We start from the raw sequence: 25,802 nt of genomic DNA on the forward strand, positions 1-25,802 counted from the left end.
GAAGCTCCGCAGGGCCGACAGGTCAGCAGGGCCGGGCCAGGGTCGGCCCACTTCGCCCGGAGCCCCTTCAAGCGTCACCGGGTGGACCTGGCCCCCGCTCGCCGTTCATGCGCCCAACCCCGAGGCGCCGATCCACCGTGCCCCCACCCCCAGGGCCGGAGATTTCGCCCCGAAATGCGAGACCCTACGCAGGTCAGGTCAGGTCAGGTCAGGTCACGTCCCGCGTCATGTCGACGAAGCGCGAGTAGTGACCCTGGAAGGCCACCGTGATGGTCGCTGTCGGACCGTTACGGTGCTTGGCCACGATCAGGTCCGCCTCACCGGCCCGGGGTGACTCCTTCTCGTACGCGTCCTCGCGGTGCAGCAGGATCACCATGTCGGCGTCCTGCTCGATCGAGCCCGACTCACGCAGGTCGGAGACCATCGGCTTCTTGTCCGTCCGCTGCTCCGGGCCACGGTTCAGCTGGGACAGCGCGATGACCGGGAGCTCCAACTCCTTGGCCAGCAGCTTCAGGTTTCGCGACATGTCGGAGACCTCCTGCTGGCGGCTCTCGGCCCGCCGCGAGCCGCCCGCCTGCATCAGCTGGAGGTAGTCGATGACCACCAGCTTGAGGTCCTGGCGCTGCTTCAGCCGACGGCACTTGGCCCGGATCTCCATCATCGAGAGGTTCGGCGAATCGTCGATGTACAGCGGGGCGTTGGTGACGTCCGGCATCCGCCGTGCGACCCGCGTCCAGTCCTCGTCCGTCATGTTGCCGGACCGCATGTGGTGCAGGGCGACCCGGGCCTCCGCCGAGAGCAGGCGCATCGCGATCTCGTTGCGCCCCATTTCGAGCGAGAAGATCACGCTCGGCAGGTTGTTGTGGATCGAGCAGGCCCGGGCGAAGTCCAGCGCCAGGGTGGACTTTCCCATCGCGGGTCGAGCGGCGATCACGATCATCTGCCCCGGGTGCAGCCCGTTGGTCAGCGAGTCGAGGTCGGCGAAGCCGGTCGGGACGCCGGACATCTGGCCGGCGCGGGAACCGATCGCCTCGATCTCGTCGAGCGCGCCCTCCATGATGTCGGCGAGCGGGGCGTAGTCCTCGCTGGTGCGCTGCTCGGTGACGGCGTAGATCTCGGCCTGGGCCGCGTTCACGATCTCGTCGACGTCTCCCTCGGCCGCGTACCCCATGCCCGCGATCCGGGTGCCGGCCTCGACCAGGCGTCGCAGGACGGCGCGCTCGTGGACGATCTCGGCGTAGTACTCGGCGTTGGCCGCGGTGGGGACGGAGTTGACCAGCGTGTGCAGGTAGCCGGGGCCGCCGACGCGGGCCAGTTCGCCGCGCTTGGTGAGCTCGCCGGCGACGGTGATCGGGTCGGCCGGCTCGCCGCGGGCGTAGAGGTCGAGGATCGCGCCGTGGATGAGCTCGTGGGCGGGGCGGTAGTAGTCGGCGGGCTTGAGCACCTCCACCACGTCGGCGATGGCGTCCTTGGAGAGCAGCATGCCGCCGAGGACGGACTGCTCGGCCGCGAGGTCCTGTGGGGGGACCCGCTCGAAGCCCTCGCCGCCGCCGGAGGAGCGCTCCTCCGCGCGATCGCCGTCGTCGCGGCCGCGGCGGTCGCCCTTGCCGCCGCCCTTGCCGCCCTGGAAGCCGCCCTTGGAACCGTTGCCGGAGCCGCCGCCGGGCCCCCCGCTGCCACCGCCGTCACGGCGACGGGAGACGGGCAGGCGGTCGCCCGGCCCGTCCGGGAACGGGCTGCTGGGGAAGGCGTCGTCGGACGGCTGCCAGTCGTCCTCCGGCGGGGGAGGTACGTCGTGGTCGTCGTACTGGGGGCCGGTCACGCGTCTTCCCCGATCAGCGAGTGTGGAGCCAGTTGGTGCGGCCGTGCCGATGGCGCGTCCTCTCCTTCTTACGCCAGCGGGCCGACAATTCCGCGCCGGGCCGGGCGGTGGCGCCGGGGCGGGTGGAGTCGGGGCGGCGTCCACGCTACGGGGCCGGGGGCCGATCGGCCAACATGGTTATCCACAGGCTGTGTGGATAACGAGGCCCCGCCTGTGGAGAACCGACCCAAACCTGTGAACAACCCTGTGGACACCTCTGTGGATAACCACACGATCGCCCCGGTGTCAACCCGCTGACCTGCGGTGACCCCTTTTGAGGGCTGTGCATGAGAAATTCTTCACACAGCTCGTCAAGCTGTGCTTCACCGTCGTCCACAGCCCCTCGACCACGACTGTGCGTAAGTGTCCAATAGCAGTTTCATCTCTTACCTGTGGATGAGTAGGCTAACCGCCATGACCACCCTCGCCCCTCACCGCCGACGGCACGACCGCGAGATCCTCGGCCTCGCGGTGCCGGCCTTCGGCGCGCTGGTCGCCGAGCCGCTCTTCCTGCTCGCCGACTCGGCGATCGTCGGCCACCTCGGCACCGCCCAGCTGGCCGGCCTGGGCGTGGCCTCCGCCGCCCTGACCACCGCGACCGGGGTGTTCGTCTTCCTCGCCTACGCCACCACCGCGGCGGTCGCCCGCCGGATCGGCGCGGGCGACCGCCGGGCCGCCGTCCAGCAGGGCGTCGACGGCATCTGGCTCGCCCTGCTGCTCTCGCTCGGCATGGTGGCCCTCACCCTGGCGCTGGCCCCGCAGGCGGCCTCCCTCCTGGGCGCCTCGCCGACCGCGGCCCCGTACGCGGTCACCTACCTGCGGATCAGCGCGCTGGGCATCCCCGCCATGCTGATGGTGCTGGCGGCCACCGGGGTGCTGCGCGGCCTGCAGGACACCCGGACCCCGCTCCTGGTCGCGGTCGGCGGCTTCACCGCCAACATCCTCCTCAACCTGGGCCTGGTGTACGGCGCCGGCCTGGGCGTGGCCGGTTCCGCCTGGGGGACGGTACTGGCGCAGAACGCGATGGCGGCCGCCTACCTCCTCGTGGTGGTGCGCGGAGCCCGGCGCGAGGGCGCGGGTCTGCGTCCCGACCCGGTCGGCATCCGGGCCTGCGCCCGCGCCGGAGGCCCGCTCGTGGTCCGGACGGTGAGCCTGCGCGGCGTGCTGCTGATCGCCACCGCGGTCGCCGCCACCCTGGGGGACGCCGAGGTGGCCGCGCACCAGATCGCCATGACGGTGTGGACCTTCGTCGCCTTCGCGCTGGACGCGATCGCCATCGCGGGCCAGGCCATCATCGGCCGCTACCTCGGGGCCGGCGACATCCCCGGCACCAGGGCGGCCACCCGGCGGATGGTCGAGTGGGGCATCGGCTCGGGAGTGCTGCTGGGGCTGCTGATGGTGCTGACGGCGCCGCTGTACGTACCGCTGTTCAGCGCCGATCCGGCGGTCCGGGGCCCGCTCACCGCCGTGCTGCTGCTGGCGGCGCTGACCCAGCCGGTGGGCGGGGTGGTGTTCGTGCTGGACGGGGTGCTGATGGGCGCGGGCGACGGCGGCTACCTGGCCGGGGCGATGCTGGCCACCCTGGCGGTCTTCACCCCGGTGGCGCTGGCGGTGCCGGCCCTCGGCGGCGGGCTGGTCGCGCTGTGGTGGGCGATGAACCTGTTCATGCTGCTGCGCGCGGCCTTCCTGGTGCTGCGGGTGCGCGGCGGCGGCTGGCTGGTGACCGGGGCGGTCCGGGCCTGAGGCCGCCTGTCGGAAGACGCCGAGGGCCGGGCTCCTCCGAGGAGGAGCCCGGCCCTCGGGCTACTGCGGACTACGCGATCAGGCAGCCACGACGTTGACGTCGAGGTTGGCCTGGACGTCGGCGTGCAGCTTGACCGAGACCTTGTGGGTGCCCACGGTCTTGATCGGCGAGCCGATCGCGACGGCGCGCTTGTCCACGGCCGGGCCGTCGGCGGCCTTGATGGCGTCGACGACGTCGGCCTGGGTCACCGAACCGAACAGACGGCCGGCGTCGCCCGAGCGGACGGCCAGCTTGATCTGCAGGCCCTCGAGCTTGGCCTTGACCTCGTTGGCGGCCTCAAGGGTCTGGATCGAGTGGATCTTGCGAGCGCGACGGATCGCGTCGACGTCCTTCTGGCCGCCCTTGGTCCAGCGGATGGCGAAGCCACGCGGGACCAGGAAGTTACGGGCGTAGCCGTCCTTGACCTCAACGACCTCGCCGGCGCTGCCGAGGCCAGGGACCTCGTGAGTGAGGATGATCTTCATTCTTCGGTCACCCTCTCTTAGCGCGTGGTGGAGGTGTAGGGCAGCAGTGCCATCTCGCGGCTGTTCTTCACGGCCGTGGCGACGTCACGCTGGTGCTGGGTGCAGTTGCCGGTCACTCGACGGGCACGGATCTTCCCGCGGTCGGAAATGAACTTCCGAAGCAGGTTGGTGTCCTTGTAGTCGACGTACGTGACCTTGTCCTTGCAGAAGACGCAAACCTTCTTCTTCGGCTTGCGAGCAGGCGGCTTCGCCATCATGTGCTCCATTTGGGTTGACGGTCCGGGTGCCTGCAAAAACACCGGCGGACCGCACGAAATCTCTCAGCATGCCTGGGCCCACGAGAGGCCCGGCGCGCACCGCTTCAGTACCGCTTAGAACGGGGGCTCTTCCGAGAAGCCGCCACCGGACGGGGCTCCCCAGCCACCGCCGCCGCCCTGGTTTCCACCAGAGGGGGCGCTGGACGCCCACGGGTCGTCGGACGGACCGGACTGGCCGCCGCCGGAGTTTCCACCCCAGCCACCGCCACCCTGGTTGCCGCCGCCGTACCCGCCGCCGCCCTGCTGGCCGCCGAAGCCGCCACCGGAGCCGCCCTGGCCGCCACCAGGACCGCCGGAGCGGTTGGCGCGGGTGACCTTGGCGGTCGCCGAGCGCAGGCTCGGGCCGACCTCGTCGACCTCGACCTCGAAGACCGTCCGCTTCTCGCCTTCCTTGGTCTCGTAAGACCGCTGGCGCAGTCGGCCCTGCACGATCACACGCATGCCGCGCTGCAGCGACTCGGCCACGTTCTCCGCCGGCTGACGCCAGACGTTGCACGTGAGGAAGAGGCTCTCGCCGTCCTTCCACTCGTTCGTCTGACGGTCGAAGGTGCGCGGGGTGGACGCGATACGGAACTTCGCGACCGCCGCACCCGACGGGGTGAAGCGCAGCTCGGGGTCGTCGACGAGATTGCCGACGAGGGTGATGACGGTCTCGCCTGCCATGGTGGTGATGACCTCTCGGAACGGAGTTCTGCGGTGCTCGCCCGGTGTTTCACGTGAAACACCGGACGTGAACCATCTGGCGCCCGAGGGCGTCAGAGGTGGCTCAGTGGGTGTCCGGGCGCAGGACCTTGGTCCGCAGAACCGACTCGCTCAGGCTCAGCTGACGGTCGAGCTCCTTGACGACCTCAGGCGTGGCCTTCAGGTCGATGACCGAGTAGATGCCCTCGGACTGCTTGTTGATCTCGTAAGCCAGACGGCGCCGGCCCCAGGTGTCGACCTTCTCAACCTTGCCACCCGCGGTGCGGACGACGTTGAGGAAGTTCTCGATCAGGGGGGAGACAGCGCGCTCCTCGACCGACGGGTCGAGGATGACCATCAGCTCGTAGTGACGCATGTGGAACCCACCTCCTTTGGACTCAACGGCCACGGTCTCTCCGTGGCAGGAGGGTTGTGCAGCGTCGGCACCGGAGCAGTGCCCGACCCTCCCCACCGTAGTGCGGGGGTCCGACAATCGGGCCCCGCCCGCGAGCGGACATAAGAGGGGCACAACTACACCAGTGCAGACCGCACAGCCTACCTGGCCACGGACGGCCCAACCAAACTCCCCGGACACCGCACCCAGGGGTTGTGATCCGCGCCATACGGCAGCAATCTGGACAGAACGGCATGCCCCCTCCAGCGGGCATGCCTCCTCCGACGGAGGTGGGTCCTCATGGCACAGACTGTCCGCCGAATGCCCGCGTTCACCCTCAACACCGACGGCCGCCCGCATCCGCGGGAGAACACCCTGGTCGGCATCGCCGCCGTGCTCGGCCTGGTGGCCTTCATCAGCTGCTGGTTCTACAGCCTGCACCTGCTCACGTCCTGGACCGGACTGTTCGGGATCGCCGTCGCCCTGTGGGGCCAGTTCGTGTCGGTGACCACGGCCGAACGGTTCGTGCTGATCATCTCGCTCGGCATGTCCGCCATCGGGTTCTATCTGGGCATCGCCCACGGCGGACTGTGGTGAGGCGCGCGCCGCTCCGCGAGCTTCGATCCGCGGAGTGAGCCCCTGCTTGCGCCGTAACCTTCACCGCCCTCCTTGCGTAGATACCTGTGCAGAGGTCCGCGAGGAGGGCGGCGTCATGTCCGACCCGCACCACCCGAAACGGACCATTCGGGCGATAGGGTCACCCTGGATCGGCCCACCGAGGAGGAGCACCCGAGAATGAGCCTGCGCCTGAGGACCATCACCCGCGAGGAGCACCTGGCCTTCGTCACGAGCCGGCCCTCCGCCAGTCACATGCAGGTGCCGTCCTGGGCCGAGGTGAAGGCGGAGTGGCGCTCCGAGAGCCTGGGCTGGTTCGACCCGGGCGGCGAACTCGTCGGGGCCGGCCTGGTGCTCTACCGCCAACTGCCCAAGCTCAAGCGGTACCTGGCCTACCTGCCCGAGGGCCCGATGATCGACTGGTTCGACCAGGACCTGGGCCGGTGGCTGGACCCGATGCTGGCCCATCTCAAGTCACAGGGCGCCTTCTCGGTGAAGATGGGCCCGCCGGTGGTGATCCGCCGCTGGGACGCGCCGACCATCAAGGAGGCGATCGCCGGCCAGGAGGCCAAGCGGCTGCGCGACGTCGACCCCGACTGGTACGAGCCGCGCGCCTTCGAGGTCGCCGACCGGCTGCGCAAGGCCGGCTGGCTGCAGGGCGAGGACGGTGGCGCCGGCTTCGGCGACGTACAGCCGCGGTACGTGTTCCAGGTGCCGCTGGCCAGCCGTTCGCTGGACGACGTCCAGCGGGGCTTCAACCAGCTGTGGCGGCGCAACATCAAGAAGGCCGAGAAGAGCGGCGTCGAGGTGGTCCAGGGCGGCTACGACGACCTGGCCGTCTTCCACCAGCTGTACGTCGTCACCGCCGACCGCGACGGCTTCACCCCCCGTCCACTGGCCTACTTCCAGCGGATGTGGAAGGCGCTCACCACCGAGGACCCGAACCGGATGCGGCTCTACGTCGCCTACCACGAGGGCGAGCCGCTGGCCGCGACCACGATGCTGACGGTCGGCGAGCACATCTGGTACTCCTACGGCGCCTCCGCCAACCACAAGCGCGAGGTCAAGCCGTCCAACGCGATCCAGTGGCGGATGATCCGCGACGCCTACGCCCTGGGCGGCAGCGTCTACGACCTCCGGGGCATCAGCGACACCCTCGACGAGAACGACCACCTGTTCGGGCTGATCCAGTTCAAGTTGGGCACCGGCGGCCAGGCCGCCGAGTACCTCGGCGAGTGGGACTTCCCCTTGAACAAGCTGCTCCACAAGGCGCTGGACCTCTACATGTCGCGCCGCTGACCCACCGTCGGCCCACCCGTCGACTCGACTCACCCCGGGGAGAGCACGAATGACCCTCTCGTTGTCCGTGGAAACCGCTCGCTGGCGGGCCCACCAGCAGTCCGTACTGGCCGAGTTCCCCGGGCTGGTGCCGGTCGCCAAGGGCAACGGGTACGGCTTCGGCAACCTCCGGCTCGCCGCGGAGGCCGCCCGGTTGGGGGCGGGTGTGCTGGCCGTCGGCACCGGCACGGAGGCCGCCGAGGTCGGCGAGGCGTTCCCCGGCGACGTCCTGGTGCTCACCCCGTACCGGTCCGGGGAGCCCGAGGCCGGGCCGGCCGGGCGGACGATCCGCACGGTCGCCCACGCCGAGGTGCTGCGGTCGGTACCCACCGGCTCCCGGGTGGTGGTGGAGTGCATGACCACCATGCGCCGGCACGGCGTCGCCCCCGGCGACCTCGGGCGGCTCCCGCTGGACGGCCTGGTCCTGGAGGGCTTCGCCCTGCACCTGCCGCTGGACCGGCCGGACGGCTCCGACCCGGTGGCCGAGGTGGCCGAGTGGGTCACCTCGATCGCCGCGGCCGGGCTGCCGGTCGGAACGGTCTTCCTCAGCCACCTGGCCTCCGCCGACCTCGGCCGGCTGCGTCGGCGCTTTCCCGCGACGGCCTTCCGGTCCCGGATCGGCACCCGGCTGTGGCTCGGCGAGATCGGCGCGCTGCAGGCCCGCGCCACCGTCCTGGACGTCACACCGATCGCCAAGGGCGAGCGGTACGGCTACCGCCAGCACAAGGCTCCCTCGGACGGAAACCTGCTGGTGGTCACCGGCGGCACCGCGCACGGCGTGGGCCTGGAGGCCCCCAAGTACGTCCACGGGGTGGTGCCCCGGGCCAAGGGACTGGCCCGGGCAGGGCTGGCCACGGTGAACCGGACGCTCTCGCCCTACGCCTGGGACGGCCGCCAGCTGTGGTTCGCGGAGCCGCCGCACATGCAGGTGTCGATCCTGTTCCTGCCCTCCGACAGCAAGCCCCCGTCGATCGGCGACGAGCTGTCACTGAACGTCCGCCACACCACCACCCACTTCGACCGGGTGGCGGACCGCTAGGCCTCGTTCGGTCCGACCCGCTTCTCGGCGGGCACCGCGACCCCGGGCCCGGCGTCCGCAGGCTCGATGTCCGAAGGCCCGGCCGCGTCGGTGGGCACCAGCCAGTCCGGCTCGCCCACGGGGGCGTACTGCGCGTAGGTCGCCTCCTCCCGCAGCCGGCGGGCGGTGCCGAGGACGAAGCGGTCCGGCGTGAAGTCCAGGACACCGCCCGACGGGTCGTCGCTGCCGTCCCAGCGGACCGGGTCGCGCTCCGGGTGGAGGATGTCGCGAACCACCATGAAGCACAGGTAGAGCGTGCCGACCAGGTGCAGCACGATCGCCACGTGGTACCAGTCCTGGCCGATGCCGTGCTGCTTGGAGTCACCGATGTACGCGAGGTAGGACCAGACGCCGAGGAAGTAGAGCACCTCGCAGGCCTGCCAGATCAGGAAGTCCCGCCAGCGCGGCCGGGCCAGTGCCGCCAGCGGGATCAGCCAGAGCACGTACTGCGGCGAGTAGACCTTGTTGGTCAGCACGAACGCGGCGACCACCAGGAACGCCAGCTGCGCGAAGCGCGGGCGGCGGGGGGCGGACAGGGCCAGCCAGCCGACACCCAGGCAGCAAGCCACCAGCAGCGCGCCGATCCAGGTGTTGAGGGTGGGCAGCTGCGCGTTGCGGTCCTGCATGAGGATCAGCCAGAACGACCCGAAGTCCTCCTTGCGGGTCTGGCTGAAGGTGTAGAAGGTCGCCCAGCCGTCCCGGTTGGCGATGATGATCGGCAGGTTGACCACCAGCCAGGCGCCGACCGCGCCGCCGAGGGCCTGGCCGAAGGCCCGCCAGCGGCCGGCCCGCCAGCAGAGCACCAGCAGCGGGCCGAGCAGCAGCAGCGGGTAGAGCTTGGCCGCGGTCGCCAGGCCGATGAACACACCGGACCAGCCGGGGCGCGACTTGGCCCAGTAGGCCATCGCCACCGCGGTGAACGCCACCGCCAGCAGGTCCCAGTTGATGGTGGCGTTCAGCGCCAGGCAGGGTGCCAGGGCGAACAGCAGCGCGTCCCAGGGCCTTCGCCGGTGGGTCCGGGACACCGCGACCACCGCGATCACCAGACAGATCAGCAGCATCACCGCGTTGACGGTCCAGAACCACTGTTCGCGGTGCTCCAGCGTGCCGTCCGGCGTGGTCAGCCAGGCGGCGACCTGCATGAACAGCCCGGTGAGCACCGGGTACTCCAGGTACTGCATGTCCGGCGACGGCGACGGCAGCTTGTCGAGGTAGGGGTGGAGACCCTGGTCGAAGCCGCGGCCCGAGTAGAGGTGCGGGATGTCGCTGTAGCAGGCATGGGTGTACTGCGCGGTCGCCCCGCGGAACCAGCCGCCGTCGTAGCACGGCGCCTTCTGCACCATGCCGAGCACATAGACGACGATCACGACCAGGGCCAGGAACCTGGCCGGGCTCCACCAGGAGGTCCCGAGCAGGGCCCTGCGCCCGGGCGGGCCGCCGAGGATCTCACTGCCGGCCGCCGCCACCGGATCCTCGTCCGCTGGGACGACCACCGTGTTGGGCAGCGGACCGTCGACCGGGTCCGGGGCGGGGGCGGGCCCGGCGGCCTCGTCACGCGTGCTCGACGTCATGGCGCACATACTGCCGCACCGGCGGCACCACGAGGAGACTCCCCTCCCAACGCGCCTCGCCCGAACGGCCGAACGCCGGCCGCCCCGGGTGGGGGCGGCCGGCGTTCGAGTGCGGCTCACCGGATCGGTCGGACCGGTCAGGGAACGGGCACCTGGCTCCCCGAACTGCTCGCCGAGGGCGAGGGCGACTTGCTGTTGGACGGCTTGCCGGAGGGCCTGGTCGGGCTGGACGACGGGCACAGCGGCCCGAGCAGGCAGGACGGGCCGGGGTCCGGCGCGCTGGGGCTCGGCGAGGCGGTGGCCGAGGCCGTCGCGGTCGGACCGGGCTGGGGCTCGGTCGGCGCCGCGGCGGTCGGGCTGTCACTGGCCGAGGCCGACGGGGACGGCGAGACCGGTGCGCCCGAGGAGTCGACCTCCTCACCGATCGGCTCGGGGGTCGGGAAGTCCATCTTGGGCTGGCCGTTGAGGGCCGCCTTCATGTACCGGGTGAAGATGTCGGTCGGGAAGTCACCACCGTGCACGGACTCGTGGCCGGCGGTGCCGTTCAGCGAGAGCAGCTTGGACGTGCCCGGCTCCTCGCGCCACATGCCGACCGCGGTGGACAGCTGCGGGGTGTACCCCACCCACCAGGCCGAGGTACCGGCGTCGGTGGTACCGGTCTTGCCCGCAACCGGCCGCCCGAGCGCGTTGGTCTTGATACCGGTACCGGCCTTCGCCACGTTCTCCAGCACGTCGGTGATGTTGTCGGCGACCGCCTGGTCCAGCACCGCCTTGGCCTGCGGCTTGGTGAAGCCCGGCAGCTCCTTGCCGTCCTTGAGCACCTTGGTCACCGAGTACGGATCGGTCTGCTGGCCGCGCGCGGCGAACACCGAGTAGGCCGAGGCCATCCGGATCGAGCTCGGCCTCGAGGTGCCCAGCGGGTAGGTGAGGGTGGAGGACGGGTTCAGGCTCTCCTTGCGCAGGCCGAGCTTGAGCACCAGCTCCTCGACGGCCTTGCCGCTGACGTCCTGGCCGAGCTGGACGAACGGCACGTTGTACGAGTACTGCATCGCCGTCTTCAGCGAGACGTAGCCCGGGCTGTTCCGGCTGTCGTTGCGCTGGTGATAGGGCTTGCCGTCGTCGCCGATGGCCGGCGAGCCGTCCGACTTGTGGATCTCGGAGTTGTCGTCGGCCAGGTACTTCGACGCGGAGTTGATCCGCTTGGGCTTGCCCTGGTTGTCGGTCTGGGTCACCACACCGGTCTGCATCGCGGTGGCCAGCACGAACGGCTTGAAGGTCGAGCCGACCGGGATACCGGTGCTGTCCGCGTTGTTGGAGTAGTGCCCGGCCTCGATCCCGGGGCCGCCGTAGAGGGCCACGAGCGCGCCGTCGCCCGGCCGCACCGAGGCGGCACCGACCTGGACGAACTTGTCCGCCTCACGCTTGTCCGGCTTCAGCGACTCGGCCTGCACGTCGTCGACGGCCTTCTTGAGCTGCTCCACCTTGTCCTTCTCGAAGGTGGTGTAGATCGAGTAGCCGCCCTTGTCCAGCATCTGCTGGGAGATCGGGTTCGGGTCCTTGTTGGTCAGGTACTTGTTGACGGTGTCGACGAGGTAGTAGACCTCGCCGTTCATGTTCGCCGGGGCCTTGCGCTCGATCGGCTTGGGGAACTCCGGGCCGCAGGCGTCGCGGTCGGCCTGGGTGAGCTTCTTGGTGGCCACCATGCGGCCCAGGATCCAGGTCCAGCGCTCCTGCATGTTCTTGCGGTTGCCCTCGCTCAGGGACGGGTCGTAGACCGTCGCGCCCTTGAGCAGTGCGGCCAGCATCGCGCCCTGACAGACGTTCACGTCCTTGGCGTCCACGCCGTAGTAGGCCTGGGCCCCGGCCTGGATGCCGGTCGCACCGCGTCCGTACCAGGCGGTGTTCAGGTAACCGGTGAGGATGTCGTCCTTGGACAGCTGACCGTTGATCTTCAGCGTGATGAAGAATTCCTTCATCTTGCGGGTGAGGGTCTGGTCCTGGCTCAGGTAGGCGTTCTTCACGTACTGCTGAGTGATCGTCGAGCCGCCCTGGGTCTCACCACCGGTGGCCATCTTGTAGACGGCACGGGCGATGCCCTTGGGGTCCACGCCACTGTCCTCGCGGAAGGACTCGTTCTCGGCCGCGATCACCGCGTCCTGGGCGGGCCGGCTTATGTTCGCCAGCTCGACGATCTGACGGTTGGTGGTGCCCTTGCGGGTCATCTCCGTGCCGTCGGCCCAGTAGTAGATGTTGTTCTGCTCGTGCACCAGGTCGTTCAGCTTGGGGATCGGCGTCATCTGGTACGCCGCCCCGACCGCCGCCACGCCGCTGCCGAAGAAGATCAGGAAGAGGCTGAGCACCAGCTTCCAGGACGGCACCCACCGACGGAATCCGGACTTGCCGAATCTCGGGTAGTCGATGAATCGCTTCTTCCCGGGCTTGCCGGACTTCCCGGCGGTCCCGGCATTGCCGGAGGGGCCGGTCTGGTCGCCGCGGCCGCCCTTCTTCTGGCCCTGCTTGCGCATCTCCGCCCGGCTCATCCGGGGCTGCTGAGCGGTCTCCCGGACACCACGACGGATCCCCTCGGAGCGCAGCTGGTCGGGGCCGCCGCCCGGGTTGTAGCGGGGCGCGCCCTCCACCGGGCTGCCGTAGGCGTACGGACTCTGGCCGTCCCCGCCAGGGGGCTGCTCCCCGTCGCCCGGGTTGGACGACCTCCGCCGGTGTTCGCTCATCGTTCAGCAACTCCTCGGTCAGGCCCTGCGGACCTGAAGGCAGGGTTCTCGGCGCCCGAGGCCACCCCGCCCCCGGGAACAGGTGATTCCTGGAGGCGGTCCTCGTGCACACGCGACAGCGTACGCACCTCTGAAACCGTACTAATCGGGCATCAACTCTCAATAGCCGCAAATAGCCGCCAGATCATTACATGCCCGTTGCGGAGCTCCACCCGCGCACACGTGACAAGCGCGTTCGAGCCCCCTCGGGACGGCTTGTGATCACGGTTACGCGAGCCCCCCTTGCTCGTTCCGTGACCCAGGTTTACTGTTCTCGATATATCGAGCCGATACATCGGGACGGCATAAGCCGCTCGACGGTCGGCCGCCATGACTGCGGGGGAAGGAGGCGGGCAGGGTGAGCAGGCGCTCCGGAGTGCTGGAATTCGCCGTCCTCGGCCTGCTCCACGACGCCCCGATGCACGGCTACGAGCTGCGCAAGCGGCTCAACGTCCTGCTCGGATCGTTCCGCGCCTTCTCCTACGGCACGCTCTACCCCTGCCTGAAGAGCCTGGTGGCCCAGGGCTTCCTGGTCGAGGACAACCCGGACACCGAGTACGTCCCCGCCACCGCGCTCAACGGCAAGCGGTCGAAGATCGTCTACCGGCTCTCCCCCGAGGGCAAGGAGCGCTTCGAGGAGTTGCTCGCCGAGTCCGGCCCGGACGCCTGGGAGGACGAGCACTTCGGTGTGCACTTCGCCTTCTTCGGCCGGACGGACAAGGCCGTACGGATGCGCGTGCTGGAAGGCCGCCGCAGCCGGCTGGAGGAGCGGCTGGAGCGGATGCGCAGCTCGATCGCCCGCACCCGCGAGCGGTTCGACGACTACACGCTGGAACTCCAGCGGCACGGTCTCGAATCGGTGGAGCGCGAGGTCCGGTGGCTGAACGAGCTGATCGAGACCGAGCGGGCCAACCGCAACGTCCGCGGCGGCCCCCAGCCCGGCCCACCACAGACTTCGGACGGCCGTGGCCAGGAGGCCGGGTCTCTCGACCCGCCGAGGCCACCGCACGACCGCCCGGGGCGTTCCTGAGTGGAGCGCTGCACCGCGTACGCCCGGCGCACGCGGTAGGTGAGGGCGCCTCGTGCGCCCGTCAGACAAGTACGACAGTCATACAGATGCTGAACGAGAACCGCTGAACCACGGCGGGTCTCATGAGATCTCAGGGAGCAACCGGAATGGGTTCGGTTCGCGTAGCCATCGTCGGCGTGGGCAACTGCGCCGCCTCGCTGGTGCAGGGTGTCGAGTACTACAAGGACGCCGACCCGGCCGGCAAGGTCCCCGGGCTGATGCACGTGCAGTTCGGCGACTACCACGTCAGTGACGTCGAGTTCGTCGCCGCGTTCGACGTCGACGCCAAGAAGGTCGGCTTCGACCTGGCCGACGCCATCGGCAACAGCGAGAACAACACCATCAAGATCTGCGACGTGCCGCCGAGCGGCGTCACCGTCCAGCGCGGCCACACCTTCGACGGCCTGGGCAAGTACTACCGCGAGACCATCGAGGAGTCCGACGAGGCCCCGGTCGACGTCGTCCAGGTCCTCAAGGACCGCCAGGTCGACGTCCTCGTCTGCTACCTGCCGGTGGGCTCCGAGGACGCCGCCAAGTTCTACGCCCAGTGCGCCATCGACGCCAAGGTCGCCTTCGTGAACGCCCTCCCGGTGTTCATCGCCGGCACCAAGGAGTGGGCGGACAAGTTCACCGAGGCCGGCGTGCCGATCGTCGGCGACGACATCAAGTCCCAGGTGGGCGCCACCATCACGCACCGCGTGATGGCGAAGCTCTTCGAGGACCGCGGCGTCGTCCTCGAGCGCACCATGCAGCTGAACGTCGGCGGCAACATGGACTTCAAGAACATGCTCGAGCGCGAGCGCCTGGAGTCCAAGAAGATCTCCAAGACGCAGGCCGTCACCTCGCAGATCCGCGACCGTGACATGGGCGCCAAGAACGTCCACATCGGCCCGTCGGACTACGTCGCGTGGCTCGACGACCGCAAGTGGGCGTACGTCCGCCTCGAGGGTCGCGCCTTCGGCGACGTCCCGCTGAACCTCGAGTACAAGCTCGAGGTCTGGGACTCCCCGAACTCGGCCGGTGTCATCATCGACGCCGTCCGCGCCGCGAAGATCGCCAAGGACCGCGGCATCGGCGGCCCGATCCTGTCGGCCTCCTCGTACTTCATGAAGTCCCCGCCGGTCCAGTACTTCGACGACGAGGCCCGCGAGAACGTCGAGAAGTTCATCAAGGGCGAGGTCGAGCGCTGACCCCTGCGTGCCGAACGCTCAGCTGAGCCGTTCTGACACTCTGTGACCCGAGGGGGTCCCGGTCCGGTACCGGGGCCCCCTCGGGCATCTCCGGCCCATGTTTCACGTGAAACATGGGCCGTCGGCATGGCACCCTGGGCGGGTGTCGATCACGGAGCACGGCCATCCGCAGACCTCGCACCGGACGCCTCTCGGCAGGCTGGTGCGCGGCCGGGACTTCCGGCGCCTGCTGACCGTGCGGATGCTCTCCCAGCTCTCCGACGGCGTCTTCCAGGTGTCGCTGGCCGCGTATGTGATCTTCTCGCCCGAGCGGCAGTCCTCGCCCGCCGACATCGCGGCCGTCCTCGCCGTGATGCTGCTGCCCTTCTCCGTGGTCGGCCCGTTCGCCGGCGTGATGCTGGACCGCTGGCGGCGGCGCCGGGTCCTCCAGCTCGGCAACCTGGCCCGGTTCGGACTCGGTCTGGCCACCGCGGCCCTGCTGCTCGGCGGGGCACCGGAGTGGCTCTTCTTCGCTGCCGCGCTGCTGGTGACCGCGCTCAACCGGTTCATCCTGGCCGGCCTCTCCGCCGCCCTCCCGCGCGTCGTGGAGTCGGGCGAGCTGGTGACGGCCAACGCCGTCTCCCCCACCCTGGGCACCGTCGCCGCGGCGGCCGGCGGCGGTCTCGGCTTCGTGGTCCACCAGCTCCTCCCGCCCGGGCGCCAGGCCGACGCCATCCTGGTCACCCTGGCCGCCGTGCTCTACCTGGCCGCGGCACTGGCCGCGCTGCGGATCCCCCCGGACCTGCTCGGCCCGACGCAGCACCCCGACCGGCCGCCACTGCGACAGGCCCTCGCCACGGCCGGGCAGGGGCTGCTCGCGGGTGTCCGGCACCTGGTGCACGACTGCCGGCCGGCGGTGCACGCGCTCGTCGCCGTCACGATCGCCCGGTTCTGCTACGGGGTGCTGATCGTGGTCGTGCTGATGCTCTCCCGGTACACGTTCAACAGCCCTCAGGACAGTGCGGCCGGACTGGCCACCCTCGGGCAGGCCGTCGGGTTCTCGGCCGTCGGGTTCTTCCTCGCGGCGGTGGTGAGCCCCTGGTGCACCCGGCGGCTCGGACTGTCCGGCTGGATGACCGTCTGCCTGGCCTCGGCCGCCGTCTTCGTCCCCGCGCTCGGTCTGTTCTTCTCCGAGGTCCCGGCGATGGTGGCGGCGCTGCTGCTCGGCGTGGTCACCCAGGGCACGAAGATCTGCGCGGACACCCTGGTCCAGGAGTCGGTGGAGGACGAGTACCGGGGCCGGGTGTTCGCCATCTACGACGTCCTGTTCAACATCTCCTTCGTGGCCGCGGCCGGCGTGACCGCCCTGGTGCTGCCGCTGGACGGCCGCTCGGTCGCCGTGGTGACGGGCGTCGCCGTGGTCTACGCGCTCGGCGCCGGATGGTACGCCAGGGCCGCCGGACGCACGCCGGCCGCCACGACCGGGCGGCCGGACCCCTCCGGGAATCGCTAAGGTACGTCAGCGCGCAGCGCCGCCACCACAGTTGATTCGGGGGAAGAACTGATGAGCACACCGCCGCCCCATCCGTACGGCCCACCCCAGTACGGCGCGCCCCAGCACGGCTACCCGCCGTCCGCACCGCCGCCGTACGGCGCGCCGCCCCAGCCGGGATACGGCCCGCCGGCGCAGGGCGGGCCCGGCTGGCCACCGCCGGCCCCGCAGCCCGGCTACGGGCAACCCGGCTACGGCCAGCAGCCCCCGTTCGGGCAACCGCCCCAGCCGCAGGCTCCCTACGGGCAGGCCCCGCAGCAGAACTTCGGCCCGCAGAACCCCGGCCCGCAAGGCTTCCCGCAGCCGGCTCCCGCACCCGCGGCGCCGAAGCCCCGGCGCCCGTTGCGCTTCTGGTTCCGCGTGGTGGGTGTGTGCCTCGGCGTGGTCGTCCTGCTGGTCGGCCTGTTCATCGGCGACAGCAGCCCGGCGAAGGCCGCGGTCGGCGACTGTGTGCACTCCACCGGTCGCAACAACCTCGACAAGGTCGCCTGTACCGACCCGAAGGCCGACTACACCGTGCTGAGCCGCTACAACGACACCACGGACACCACCAGGTGCGCCAAGACCCCGGGCACCACGGCGCAGTACTGGGGCTCCTCCGGCCGGCGCTGGCACAAGAAGAAGTACGTCCTGTGCCTCGGGCCGCACACCGCGACGGGCCCGGCCAAGAAGAGCTGACCCCGGCCGGGCTTCGGGCGGTCGTGGAGGGCGGTCAGAACTCGAAGCCCTCCAGACTGTCCGGCACCCCCTCGTCCAGGGCGTCGAGCAGGCGCTGCCGCCGCCGGGCGGCCTCCCACTCCTCGTCGCCCAGCACGGCCCGCTCCAGCCGGTCGACCCGGGCGTCGAGCGCGTCCAGCCGGCGGCTGTTCCCGCCGACCTCGGCCACCAGGGCGTTGAGCAACGGGACGACGGTCGTTCCCACCACCGCACGGACGACCTGCTCGGCCACCCCGGCGACGGCGGCGTCCGTGCCGCCCTCGGGCATCCGGGCAAGGTTTTCCACAGGCCCCGGGCGGCGGTCCACAGGCTCGTGGGAACGGCCGGCCTGCTCGGCGTCGAGCAGGTAGCACCGCACCTGACGTGCGGTTTCGCTGTCCCGCAGGAGCATCGCGACGTTCAGCACGGTCCGCCGGGTGAACAGCGCGAGGGACCTGGCACGGGACTGGATCCCACAGAGTTCCTTGAAGCAACCCAGTTCCCGCCCCGTCACGACCCGGTAGTCGTTGGCCACCAGTTCGGCCCGGTGGTCGAACACCACGGCCTTGATGACGGTCTCCGGAACCCCGAAGTAGGCCGCCACCCCCTCCGTGGTGACGTGGACGCTGTCGGGCAGCAACCGCAGCGCCTTCACCCGGTCCAGCACCTCGACCCGGCCGGCGACGGTCGACCGCATGGTCGGGGATTCCAGCAGGACGGCGTCGACAGACATGACAGCACCTCAACTCTCCCGGAGGCGGCACCTCCGCCCCCGGGAGTAGCGAACGCCTCCACCCAGGCGCCCGTCAGGCCTACCGCCCAGGAACACACGATCGAGCGGAGCCGCTCGGATGTCCTATTCCCGTACCCGCACGAGCCGGCCCTCCGTCACCACCGGTCTGGTGATCACGGTTTGATGACCATGGACCTCTGAGCTGTCCTTCACCCCGGTACGACCAGTAACCTCCGGGGCTTCGCAATCTTCGTTCCACACCATCGGGGGACCGACCTTGTCCACACCACCACCGCCGCCGCCACCGACCTACGGACCTCCGACCTACGGACCTCCGGCTCCCGGCGCCCCGGCCTACGGACCTCCGGCTCCCGGCGCCCCGGCGTTCGGCCAGCCGGCCGCCGGCCAGATCCCGCCCCAGCAGGCGTTCGGCCAGCCGGCCGCGCCGTTCGGCTACGGCCCGGTCTGCCGCTTCTGCGGCGCGGTACCGGCCGTGGAGGCCACGGTCCGGGGCCACCAGGGCTTCCTCGTGATGATGAAGTTCCTGAAGCTCGAAGGCCCGTTCTGCCGTACCTGCGGCGTCGCCGCCCACCGCGAGATGACCGCGAAGAGCCTGTGGCAGGGCTGGTGGGGCATCGGGTCGATGCTGATCAACCCGATCACCATGCTGATCAACCTCCCGAACCGGGCGAAGATCAACAAGCTGCCCGAGCCGGTCCCGGGCGCCCCGGGCCAGCCGATGAACCCCGGCAAGCCGCTGTTCCAGCGGATCGCGGTGCTCGGCTTCCTGATCCCGGCCCTGGTCGTCGGCGCGATCGTCCTCGCGGCCCAGGCCGACCCCGACTTCGCCGACGCCGGGGACTGCCTGCACAACTCGGGCACCTTCTCCAGGCCGGACGTCAGCGTGGTCGACTGCTCGAGCAAGGACGCCGACTACGAGCTGCTGGGCAAGATCAGCGGCACCACGGACTCGGACCGCTGCGACGTCTACCCGGGCACCACGTCCGTGTACGTCAAGGAGAAGGGGTCCACCCGCTACCTGTTCTGCATGAAGCGCCACAAGGGCTGACGCCCGCCCGGCGTCACTGCTGCTCGGCCGCCCACCACTCCCGGAGGGCGGCCACAGCCGTCTCGTGGTCCATCGGGCCGTGCTCGAGCCGCAGCTCCAGCAGGTGCTTGTATGCCTTGCCGACCTGCGGCCCCGGCCTCAGGTCGAGCAGCTCCATGATCTGGTTGCCGTCCAGCGCGGGCCGGATGGAGTCCAGCTCCTCCTGCTCCTGCAGCTGGGCGATCCGCTCCTCCAACGAGTCGTACGTCCGAGCCAGCGCGGCCGCCTTCTTGCGGTTGCGGGTGGTGCAGTCGGAGCGGGTCAGCTTGTGCAGGCGCTCCAGCAGCGGACCCGCGTCGGTGACGTAGCGGCGGACCGCGGAGTCGGTCCACTCGCCACCGCCGTAGCCGTGGAAGCGCAGGTGCAGCTCGACCAGCCGGGAGACCTCCTCCACGAGCTCCTTCGAGTACTTGAGGTCGCGCATCCGCTTGCGGGTCATCTTGGCGCCGACCACCTCGTGGTGGTGGAAGGACACCCGGCCGTCGGACTCGAACCGCCGGGTCCGCGGCTTGCCGATGTCGTGCAGCAGCGCGGCCAGCCGCAGCACCAGGTCCGGGCCGTCCTTCTCCAGCGCGATGGCCTGCTCCAGGACGGTCAGGGAGTGCTCGTAGACGTCCTTGTGCCGGTGGTGCTCGTCGCGCTCCAGGCGCAGGGCGGGCAGCTCGGGCAGCACGTGGTCGGCCAGGCCGGTGTCGACCAGCAGGCGCAGCCCCTTGACCGGGTGCGCGGCGAGCAGCAGCTTGTTGAGCTCGGCCTGGACCCGCTCGGCGGAGACGATGGTGATCCGCTCGGCCATCGCGGTCATCGCCGTGAGCACCTCGGGCGCGAGCTCGAAGTCCAGCTGGGCGGCGAACCGGGCGGCCCGCATCATCCGCAGCGGGTCGTCGGAGAAGGACTCCTCGGGGGTGGCGGGGGTGCGCAGGACCCGGGCCTCCAGGTCGTCGAGGCCGTGGTGCGGATCGACGAAGCCGCGGCCGGGCAGGTCGACGGCCATCGCGTTGACGGTGAAGTCGCGGCGGACCAGGTCCTGCCCGATGGTGTCGCCGTAGGTCACCTCCGGCTTGCGGGAGGTGCGGTCGTACGCCTCGCTGCGGTAGGTGGTGATCTCGATCAGGAAGCTGCCGTCCGGGGTGTCCTTGCGGGCGCCGACGGTGCCGAAGGCGATGCCGACGTCCCAGACCGCGTCGGCCCAGCCCTTGACCAGCTTGAGGACCTGCTGCGGGCGGGCGTCGGTGGTGAAGTCGAGGTCGTTGCCGAGGCGGCCGAGCAGGGCGTCCCGTACCGAGCCCCCGACCAGCGCGAGCCGGAAACCGGCGGCCTGGAAGCGGCCGGCGATCTCGTCGGCGACCGGGGAGACCCGCAGCAGCTCCTGCAGGCCGCGGGTCTGCGCCTCGCTCAGCCCCGGCAGGGCGGCGACGGCATCGGAGCTGGAATGATTGGCGTTGGACGCGCTGGCAGTGGACACGGCTCACAAGGGTACGTGCCCGTGCCTGCCGGGCGCCTGCCGATATGTCCGCCGGTCCCGGCCGGGGGTGGCCCGCGTGCTCAGTGTCCGGCCCGCAACACTGCGGCCCGGGAAGCGTCGTTACCATGCGGGAGGGGACAGGCGGCACCGACCGTCGCGAACCGGTCGGGGCTGCCCCGACACCGCGAGGTGTCGCCGCGGCGCCGCCGGCGGCCGACGGGCGGGTCGGCCCGGTGTCGAGTGACTGAATTCTGTATCGAGGACGGCGAGGGCGAAACGCGTGGACGAGCGAAGCGTGGGGTCTGTCCCGGCCGGGGTCCGGCGGACGGCCCGCGCCCGCCGGACGGCCCGGCGGTTGGGCGGTCTCCTGGCTGCCGGTGCGGTGCTGCTGTGCACCGCCGCCCTGCCCGCCGCCGCGGCGCCGGCGGCCCCGGCCGCCGCCGACTACCCGGCGACCATGACCATCGGCACGGTCACCCCGGCGACGGCCGGCGAGAACGGCACCGTGACGATCACCGGCAAGGTGGTCAACGCCGGCCGTGACCCCTTCAAGTCCGCCCACGTCGGGGTCCGCGCTCCGCTGTCCGGCAAGAAACCGCTGGGCACCAGGAGCGAGGTCGCCACGGTCGCCGACCGCTCCACCCCCACCGGGACGGACGGCACCGACGTGCCCAACCTCCAGATCCAGCTCGGGGACATCGGCCCCGGCCAGTCGCACGACTTCAGCATCCCGGTCACCACCGCGGACCTGGAACTCGCCAAGCCCGGTGTGTACGAGCTCGCGGTGGACGTCTGGGGCACCGCCGGCGGCGGCCACGAGCGGGTACTGGGCATCGCCCGGACCTTCCTGCCCTACAGCGTCGAGGCGACCCCGAAGCAGACCCAGGTCTCGGTGGTCTGGCCGATCACGCACGCCCCGGAGCTGGTCGCCCAGACCATGCCCGACAACGACCAGACGCCGGTGCTCCGCGACGAATCCCTGGCCACCGAGCTGGCCCCGGGCGGGCGGCTGCACCAGCTGGTCACGACCGGCGCCACCCTCCCGAACCTGACCTGGGCGGTCGACCCGGACCTGCTGGACACCGTGTACGCGATGACCAGGCCCTACCGGGTGCAGAAGCCCAACACCACCGGCGAGTCGGCCCGCGACGACAACACCGTGCCGGGGGTCGGCAAGGACGCCGCCACCGCCTGGCTGGCGCTGCTGCGCACCGCGGTCGCCACCGCCGGGCACGAGGTGGTCTCGCTGCCGTACGCCGACCCCGACCTGGCCTCGATCGCGCACAACGGCGCCGGTCTGCCGGGGGTGGAGACGGCACTGCGCAAGGCCGCCACGGCCGGGCGGCTCACCACCGAGGGCCGACTGTCGGTGGACGTGAAGTCCGACGTGGCCTGGCCGTACCAGGGCTGGCTGGACCAGCGGACGGCCGCCACCGCCCGGATGGTGGGCGGCCGGCTGGTGCTGGTGGACGGGGCCTCGATCCCGGAGTCGGACTCGCTGGCCTACACGCCCGGCGCGGCCCGCCCGATCGGCGAGGGGCAGACCGCGGTGGTCGCCGACCCGACCGTGTCCGCGCTGTTCCAGTCGGACCTGAAGACGGCCGAGGCGAAGACCGCGGCCGTCCAGCGGTTCCTGGTGGAGACCCTGCTGATCACCCGGCAGATGCCGGAGCAGCAGCGCGGTCTGCTGGTGCTGCCGCCGCGCAACCTCACGGCGGACACCGCCGAGGCACTCGCCACGGCCGTGCAGAAGGCCCAGCAGGGCGGCTGGATCGCCCCGGCGGCGCTGCACACGGTGGCGGCCGCCCCGGCCGACCCGGAGGCCGGCACGACCGTCCCGGACGGCTATCCGCAGGCGCTGGCCGCCTCCGAGCTGTCCTCCGCCGAGCTCGGCAAGACCACGTCGGTGCAGGCCGGGCTGGACAAGCTGATGCTGATCCTGACCCAGCCCCAGCGGGTCCGCGGCCCGTTCAGCGCGGCCATGGTCCGCTCGATGTCGACCGAGTGGCGGGAGCAGAGCAAGCCCGGCACCTCCTACCGCCAGGGCGTCCAGAAGTACCTGGACAACCTCACCGCTGCGGTCAGGGTTCCGAAGAAGAGCGAGATCACCCTGCCGGGTGACAACGCGACGCTGCTGATCAGTGTGAAGAACGACCTCAACCAGGCGGTCGGCAACCTGGAGCTGCGCCTGGTCTCCACCCAGGTGAACCGGGTCAACGTCGGCCCGGCGGAGCCGGTGGTACTGGACGGCACGACCAGCCGGACGTTCCGCTTCCCCGCCGAGGCGCAGGTCAACGGCTCGGTCCAGATGACCGCCCAGCTGTGGACCACCGGGCCCAACGCGCAGCGCTACGGCGAGCCCGTGACCTTCATGGTCGAGGTCACCTCGGTGGCGAGCGGGGTGCTGTACGTCATCGGCGGCGGTGTGGTGCTGATGGTGCTGGCCGGGATCCGGTTCTACCTGCAGCGCAAGAAGCACGCCGCAGCGGGGGACGCCGACGGCGAGAGCGGTGACGACGGCGAGAGCGGTGACGGCGCCGACGCGGACGCCGCCGACGGTTCCGCCGAGCACGGCGGCGGCGAGGCGCCCGACGCGGACCCGGCGTCGGCCCTGGATGACGCTGATCGGGTAGCCGGTGATGAGAAGGTTGGTCACTGAGGGTGCCCCGCACCGGGCGCCCGCCCCCAGCAGCGAATTGAGGTGGCATGACCGGGCCGCGCGAGGAGCGAGCACAGAGCCACGGCAGCGGCGGGCCGCAGGGCCGCGGTGCCGGATCCACCGAATCCGCGGCCGACTGGTATGTCGCCGACACCTTCTCCCGTGACCCGTTCGCGGCCGAGGCCTTCGACCCGGCCGCCGACGACACCGACCCGTACCGCGCGTCGGCCGCCGAGGCCGCGGCGTCCCTGCCCCCGCAGTCGACCGGCCGACCGGCCGAGGAGCCGGACGACGGCGTCCCGCAGGCCGCACCGGAGCCGCAGCTGACCGCCCCGGCCACCCGCTGGGCCGGCCTCGCGGCGGTGCCCCGGCCCGAGGCGGCACCGCCGCGCCCGAGCCCCGTCTGGGACCCCGACACGGAGTACGTCGGGGTGGACGACCTGCTGGGCGGCGCCGCCCCGCGTGAGCAACCCCCCGCCGCCGAAGTCGGCGGGAACCGGCCCGGTGGGCCCGACCGGCCCGACGAACCCGCCGAGTCCCCCGAGTCCCCCGAGCCGGACGAGCCGGAGCAGCCGAAACAGCCGGAACGGCCGAAGGAACAGTTCGTCCCACCGATCGAGTTCGACCCGCCGCTGTCCGAGGAGGAGGCCCTCCTGCAGGCCGACGCGGCGGTGCGCGAGGCCACGATCGCGGCCCTCGACAAGAGCGCAACGGCCCGGCCCACCGCGCAGCCCGCCCCGGACACCGACGGAAGCGGCCCCGCCGAACCCGGCGCCGAACGGCCGGTGGCCGGCCGGGTGGCCGGTCTGCTCGGCTCCAGCGCGGTGATGGCGGCGGGCACCCTGGTCTCCCGTGCCACCGGCTTCCTGCGCACCATGGTCATCGCCGCCGCGATCGGCGTCGGCACCATGGGCGACTCGTACAACGCGGCGAACACCCTCCCGACCCTGCTGTACATCCTGATCGGCGGCGGCGCGCTGAACGCCGTGTTCGTGCCCCAGCTGGTGCGCAGCATGAAGCAGGACGAGGACGGCGGCACCGCCTACGCCAACCGCCTGCTGACCCTGGTGGTCACCGGCCTGGCCGGCGTGGTCTTCGTGTCGGTGCTGGCGGCACCGGTCCTGGTGCAGCTGATCTCGCACTCGCTGATGCGCAACCCGGGCAGCGCCGACACCACGGTGGCCCTGGCCAGGTACTGCCTGCCGACCATCTTCTTCATGGGCGTCCACGTCGTGATGGGCCAGATCCTCAACGCCCGGGGCCGGTTCGGCGCGATGATGTGGACCCCGGTCCTCAACAACCTCGTGGTGATCTTCACCTTCGCGATGTACATCAAGGTCTTCGGCACCTTCGAGCACACCGAGGTGACGCCGGACCGGATCTCCTCCGAGGGCATCCGGCTGCTGGGCATCGGCACCCTGCTGGGCCTGGCCGTCCAGGCGCTGTCGATGATCCCGTACCTGCGGTCCTCCGGCTTCCGGTTCAAGCCCCGCTTCGACTGGCGCGGCCACGGCCTCGGCAAGGCCGCCCGCCTGGCCAAGTGGACGTTCCTGTTCGTCCTCGCCAACCAGGCCGGCTACCTCGTCGTCACCCAGCTCGCCACCGCCGCCGGCAGCAACGCGGAGAACCACGGCTACCTCGGTGTCGGCCTCGCCGCGTACTCCAACGCCCTGCTGATCTGGCAGCTCCCGATGGCCGTCATCACCGTCTCGGTGATGAGCGCCGTCCTGCCCCGGCTCTCCCGGTCGGCGGCCGACCAGGACCAGGGCGCCGTCCGCGACGACCTCTCGTACGGGCTGCGCACCTCCGCGGTCGCGATCGTGCCCGGCGCGTTCCTGTTCCTCTCGCTCGGCCCGGTGATCGGCAGCACCATCTACGGCCTCGGCAACGGCGGCGCGGTCGCCCACGGCTCCACCGCCGTCGGCTTCATGCTCTCCGCCTTCGCCCTCGGGCTGATCCCGTACTCGGTGCAGTACGTGCTGCTGCGGGGCTTCTACGCCTACGAGGACACCCGCACGCCGTTCTCCAACACGGTCTGGGTCGCGCTCACCCAGGCGGGTACGGCGGTGTTCTTCTTCCTGGTCCTGCCGGACCGCTGGGCGGTGACCGGCATGGCCTTCGGATACGGGATCTCCTACGCCGTCGGCGTCGCGGTCGCGGTGCCCAAGCTGAAGGCCAGGACCGGTGGCCTCGACACCGCGCGGATCGCGAAGACGTACGTGCGGCTGGCCATCGCCTGTCTGCCCGCCGCCGCCATCGGCCTGACGGCCGAGCTGCTGCTGGGCTCGGTGGTCGACGGGTGGCTCGGTGATCTGCTGACCCTCCTGATCGCCGCTACGCTGCAGCTCGGTATGTTCCTCGTGCTCGCCCGGCGGATGCGGATCGAGGAGCTCAACGCGATGGTCGGGATGGTCCGCAGTCGGCTCGGCCGTTGACCTGTCGTCAACCCGGCCACCC

The 25,802-nt window shown here is 70.9% G+C and carries 20 protein-coding genes; 11 read left to right on the plus strand and 9 right to left on the minus strand.

The genetic code is table 11. From position 1 onward, the window contains the following. Window positions 1–208: 208 nt before the first annotated feature. Entirely contained in the window at window positions 209–1,822 is a 1,614-nt protein-coding gene (gene dnaB / locus OG871_RS19730) for a replicative DNA helicase (protein ID WP_371498277.1), read from the minus strand. Between the two features lie 453 nt (window positions 1,823–2,275). Here dnaB and OG871_RS19735 point away from each other — a divergent pair, with 453 nt between their 5' ends. Next, window positions 2,276–3,604 carry an MATE family efflux transporter gene (locus OG871_RS19735; RefSeq protein WP_371498278.1) on the plus strand — a complete coding sequence of 443 codons (1,329 nt, stop codon included), beginning with the start codon at window positions 2,276–2,278 and terminating at the stop codon, window positions 3,602–3,604. Window positions 3,605–3,682: 78 nt separating this feature from the next. On the opposite strand, the gene rplI is transcribed toward OG871_RS19735, so the two are convergent. The 4 genes from rplI to rpsF form a co-directional block, all read right to left on the minus strand. Next, complete coding sequence (gene rplI / locus OG871_RS19740) at window positions 3,683–4,129, minus strand: 50S ribosomal protein L9 (protein WP_371498279.1); 447 nt, start codon at window positions 4,127–4,129, stop codon at window positions 3,683–3,685. Between the two features lie 17 nt (window positions 4,130–4,146). Beyond that, entirely contained in the window at window positions 4,147–4,383 is a 237-nt protein-coding gene (rpsR, locus tag OG871_RS19745; protein ID WP_033821237.1) for a 30S ribosomal protein S18, read from the minus strand. A 117-nt stretch (window positions 4,384–4,500) separates the two neighbouring features. Beyond that, the gene (locus OG871_RS19750; protein ID WP_371498280.1) at window positions 4,501–5,109 is read right to left on the minus strand and encodes a single-stranded DNA-binding protein; all 609 of its coding nucleotides are present in this window, start codon (window positions 5,107–5,109) and stop codon (window positions 4,501–4,503) included. A 103-nt stretch (window positions 5,110–5,212) separates the two neighbouring features. After that, entirely contained in the window at window positions 5,213–5,503 is a 291-nt protein-coding gene (gene rpsF, locus OG871_RS19755) for a 30S ribosomal protein S6 (protein WP_371498281.1), read from the minus strand. Window positions 5,504–5,821: 318 nt separating this feature from the next. Between rpsF and OG871_RS19760 the strand changes: the two genes are divergently transcribed. The 3 genes from OG871_RS19760 (at window position 5,822) to OG871_RS19770 (ending at window position 8,513) form a co-directional block, all read left to right on the plus strand. Then, entirely contained in the window at window positions 5,822–6,118 is a 297-nt protein-coding gene (locus OG871_RS19760; protein WP_371498282.1) for a hypothetical protein, read from the plus strand. A 198-nt stretch (window positions 6,119–6,316) separates the two neighbouring features. Beyond that, on the plus strand, window positions 6,317–7,435 hold the full coding sequence (locus OG871_RS19765) for a lipid II:glycine glycyltransferase FemX (protein WP_371498283.1): 1,119 nt from the start codon (window positions 6,317–6,319) through the stop codon (window positions 7,433–7,435). A gap of 49 nt (window positions 7,436–7,484) precedes the next feature. Continuing rightward, entirely contained in the window at window positions 7,485–8,513 is a 1,029-nt protein-coding gene (locus OG871_RS19770; protein WP_371498284.1) for an alanine racemase, read from the plus strand. On the opposite strand, the gene OG871_RS19775 is transcribed toward OG871_RS19770, so the two are convergent. Both OG871_RS19775 and OG871_RS19780 read right to left on the minus strand, forming a co-directional pair. Beyond that, entirely contained in the window at window positions 8,510–10,132 is a 1,623-nt protein-coding gene (locus tag OG871_RS19775; RefSeq protein WP_371498285.1) for a glycosyltransferase family 87 protein, read from the minus strand. The two genes, OG871_RS19770 and OG871_RS19775, sit on opposite strands and share 4 nt — an antisense overlap. Before the next feature lie 128 nt (window positions 10,133–10,260). Next, on the minus strand, window positions 10,261–12,855 hold the full coding sequence (locus OG871_RS19780) for a transglycosylase domain-containing protein (RefSeq protein WP_371498286.1): 2,595 nt from the start codon (window positions 12,853–12,855) through the stop codon (window positions 10,261–10,263). A 397-nt stretch (window positions 12,856–13,252) separates the two neighbouring features. On the opposite strand from OG871_RS19780, the gene OG871_RS19785 reads away from it, so the two are divergent. From OG871_RS19785 to OG871_RS19800, 4 genes are all read left to right on the plus strand, one after another. After that, complete coding sequence (locus OG871_RS19785; RefSeq protein ID WP_371498287.1) at window positions 13,253–13,924, plus strand: PadR family transcriptional regulator; 672 nt, start codon at window positions 13,253–13,255, stop codon at window positions 13,922–13,924. Window positions 13,925–14,070: 146 nt separating this feature from the next. Beyond that, window positions 14,071–15,153, plus strand: a complete 1,083-nt coding sequence (locus OG871_RS19790) for an inositol-3-phosphate synthase (RefSeq protein ID WP_371498288.1) — start codon at window positions 14,071–14,073, stop codon at window positions 15,151–15,153. A gap of 142 nt (window positions 15,154–15,295) precedes the next feature. After that, the gene (locus OG871_RS19795; protein ID WP_371498289.1) at window positions 15,296–16,645 is read left to right on the plus strand and encodes an MFS transporter; all 1,350 of its coding nucleotides are present in this window, start codon (window positions 15,296–15,298) and stop codon (window positions 16,643–16,645) included. A gap of 51 nt (window positions 16,646–16,696) precedes the next feature. Beyond that, window positions 16,697–17,362, plus strand: coding sequence for a hypothetical protein (locus OG871_RS19800; protein ID WP_371498290.1), 666 nt, complete (start codon window positions 16,697–16,699; stop codon window positions 17,360–17,362). A gap of 34 nt (window positions 17,363–17,396) precedes the next feature. On the opposite strand, the gene OG871_RS19805 is transcribed toward OG871_RS19800, so the two are convergent. After that, window positions 17,397–18,113, minus strand: coding sequence for a restriction endonuclease (locus tag OG871_RS19805; RefSeq protein WP_371498291.1), 717 nt, complete (start codon window positions 18,111–18,113; stop codon window positions 17,397–17,399). Between the two features lie 277 nt (window positions 18,114–18,390). Here OG871_RS19805 and OG871_RS19810 point away from each other — a divergent pair, with 277 nt between their 5' ends. Beyond that, a complete protein-coding gene (locus OG871_RS19810; RefSeq protein WP_371498292.1) occupies window positions 18,391–19,182 on the plus strand; it encodes a hypothetical protein in 792 nt (263 codons plus the stop codon). Window positions 19,183–19,195: 13 nt separating this feature from the next. Here the strand turns inward: OG871_RS19810 and OG871_RS19815 are convergent, their stop codons facing one another. Continuing rightward, window positions 19,196–20,629: a CCA tRNA nucleotidyltransferase gene (locus OG871_RS19815; RefSeq protein ID WP_371503360.1), complete on the minus strand. Its 1,434-nt coding sequence runs from the start codon at window positions 20,627–20,629 to the stop codon at window positions 19,196–19,198. 337 nt (window positions 20,630–20,966) lie between these two features. Between OG871_RS19815 and OG871_RS19820 the strand changes: the two genes are divergently transcribed. Together OG871_RS19820 and murJ are read left to right on the plus strand one after the other, a co-directional pair. Next, window positions 20,967–23,345: a DUF6049 family protein gene (locus tag OG871_RS19820; protein ID WP_371498293.1), complete on the plus strand. Its 2,379-nt coding sequence runs from the start codon at window positions 20,967–20,969 to the stop codon at window positions 23,343–23,345. 47 nt (window positions 23,346–23,392) lie between these two features. Next, window positions 23,393–25,780 (plus strand): murein biosynthesis integral membrane protein MurJ, encoded by a 2,388-nt coding sequence (murJ, locus tag OG871_RS19825; RefSeq protein WP_371498294.1) that lies wholly within the window; start codon window positions 23,393–23,395, stop codon window positions 25,778–25,780. Window positions 25,781–25,802 lie beyond the last annotated feature (22 nt).

It is taken from the genome of Kitasatospora sp. NBC_00374 (assembly GCF_041434935.1).
GTDB lineage: Bacteria > Actinomycetota > Actinomycetes > Streptomycetales > Streptomycetaceae > Kitasatospora.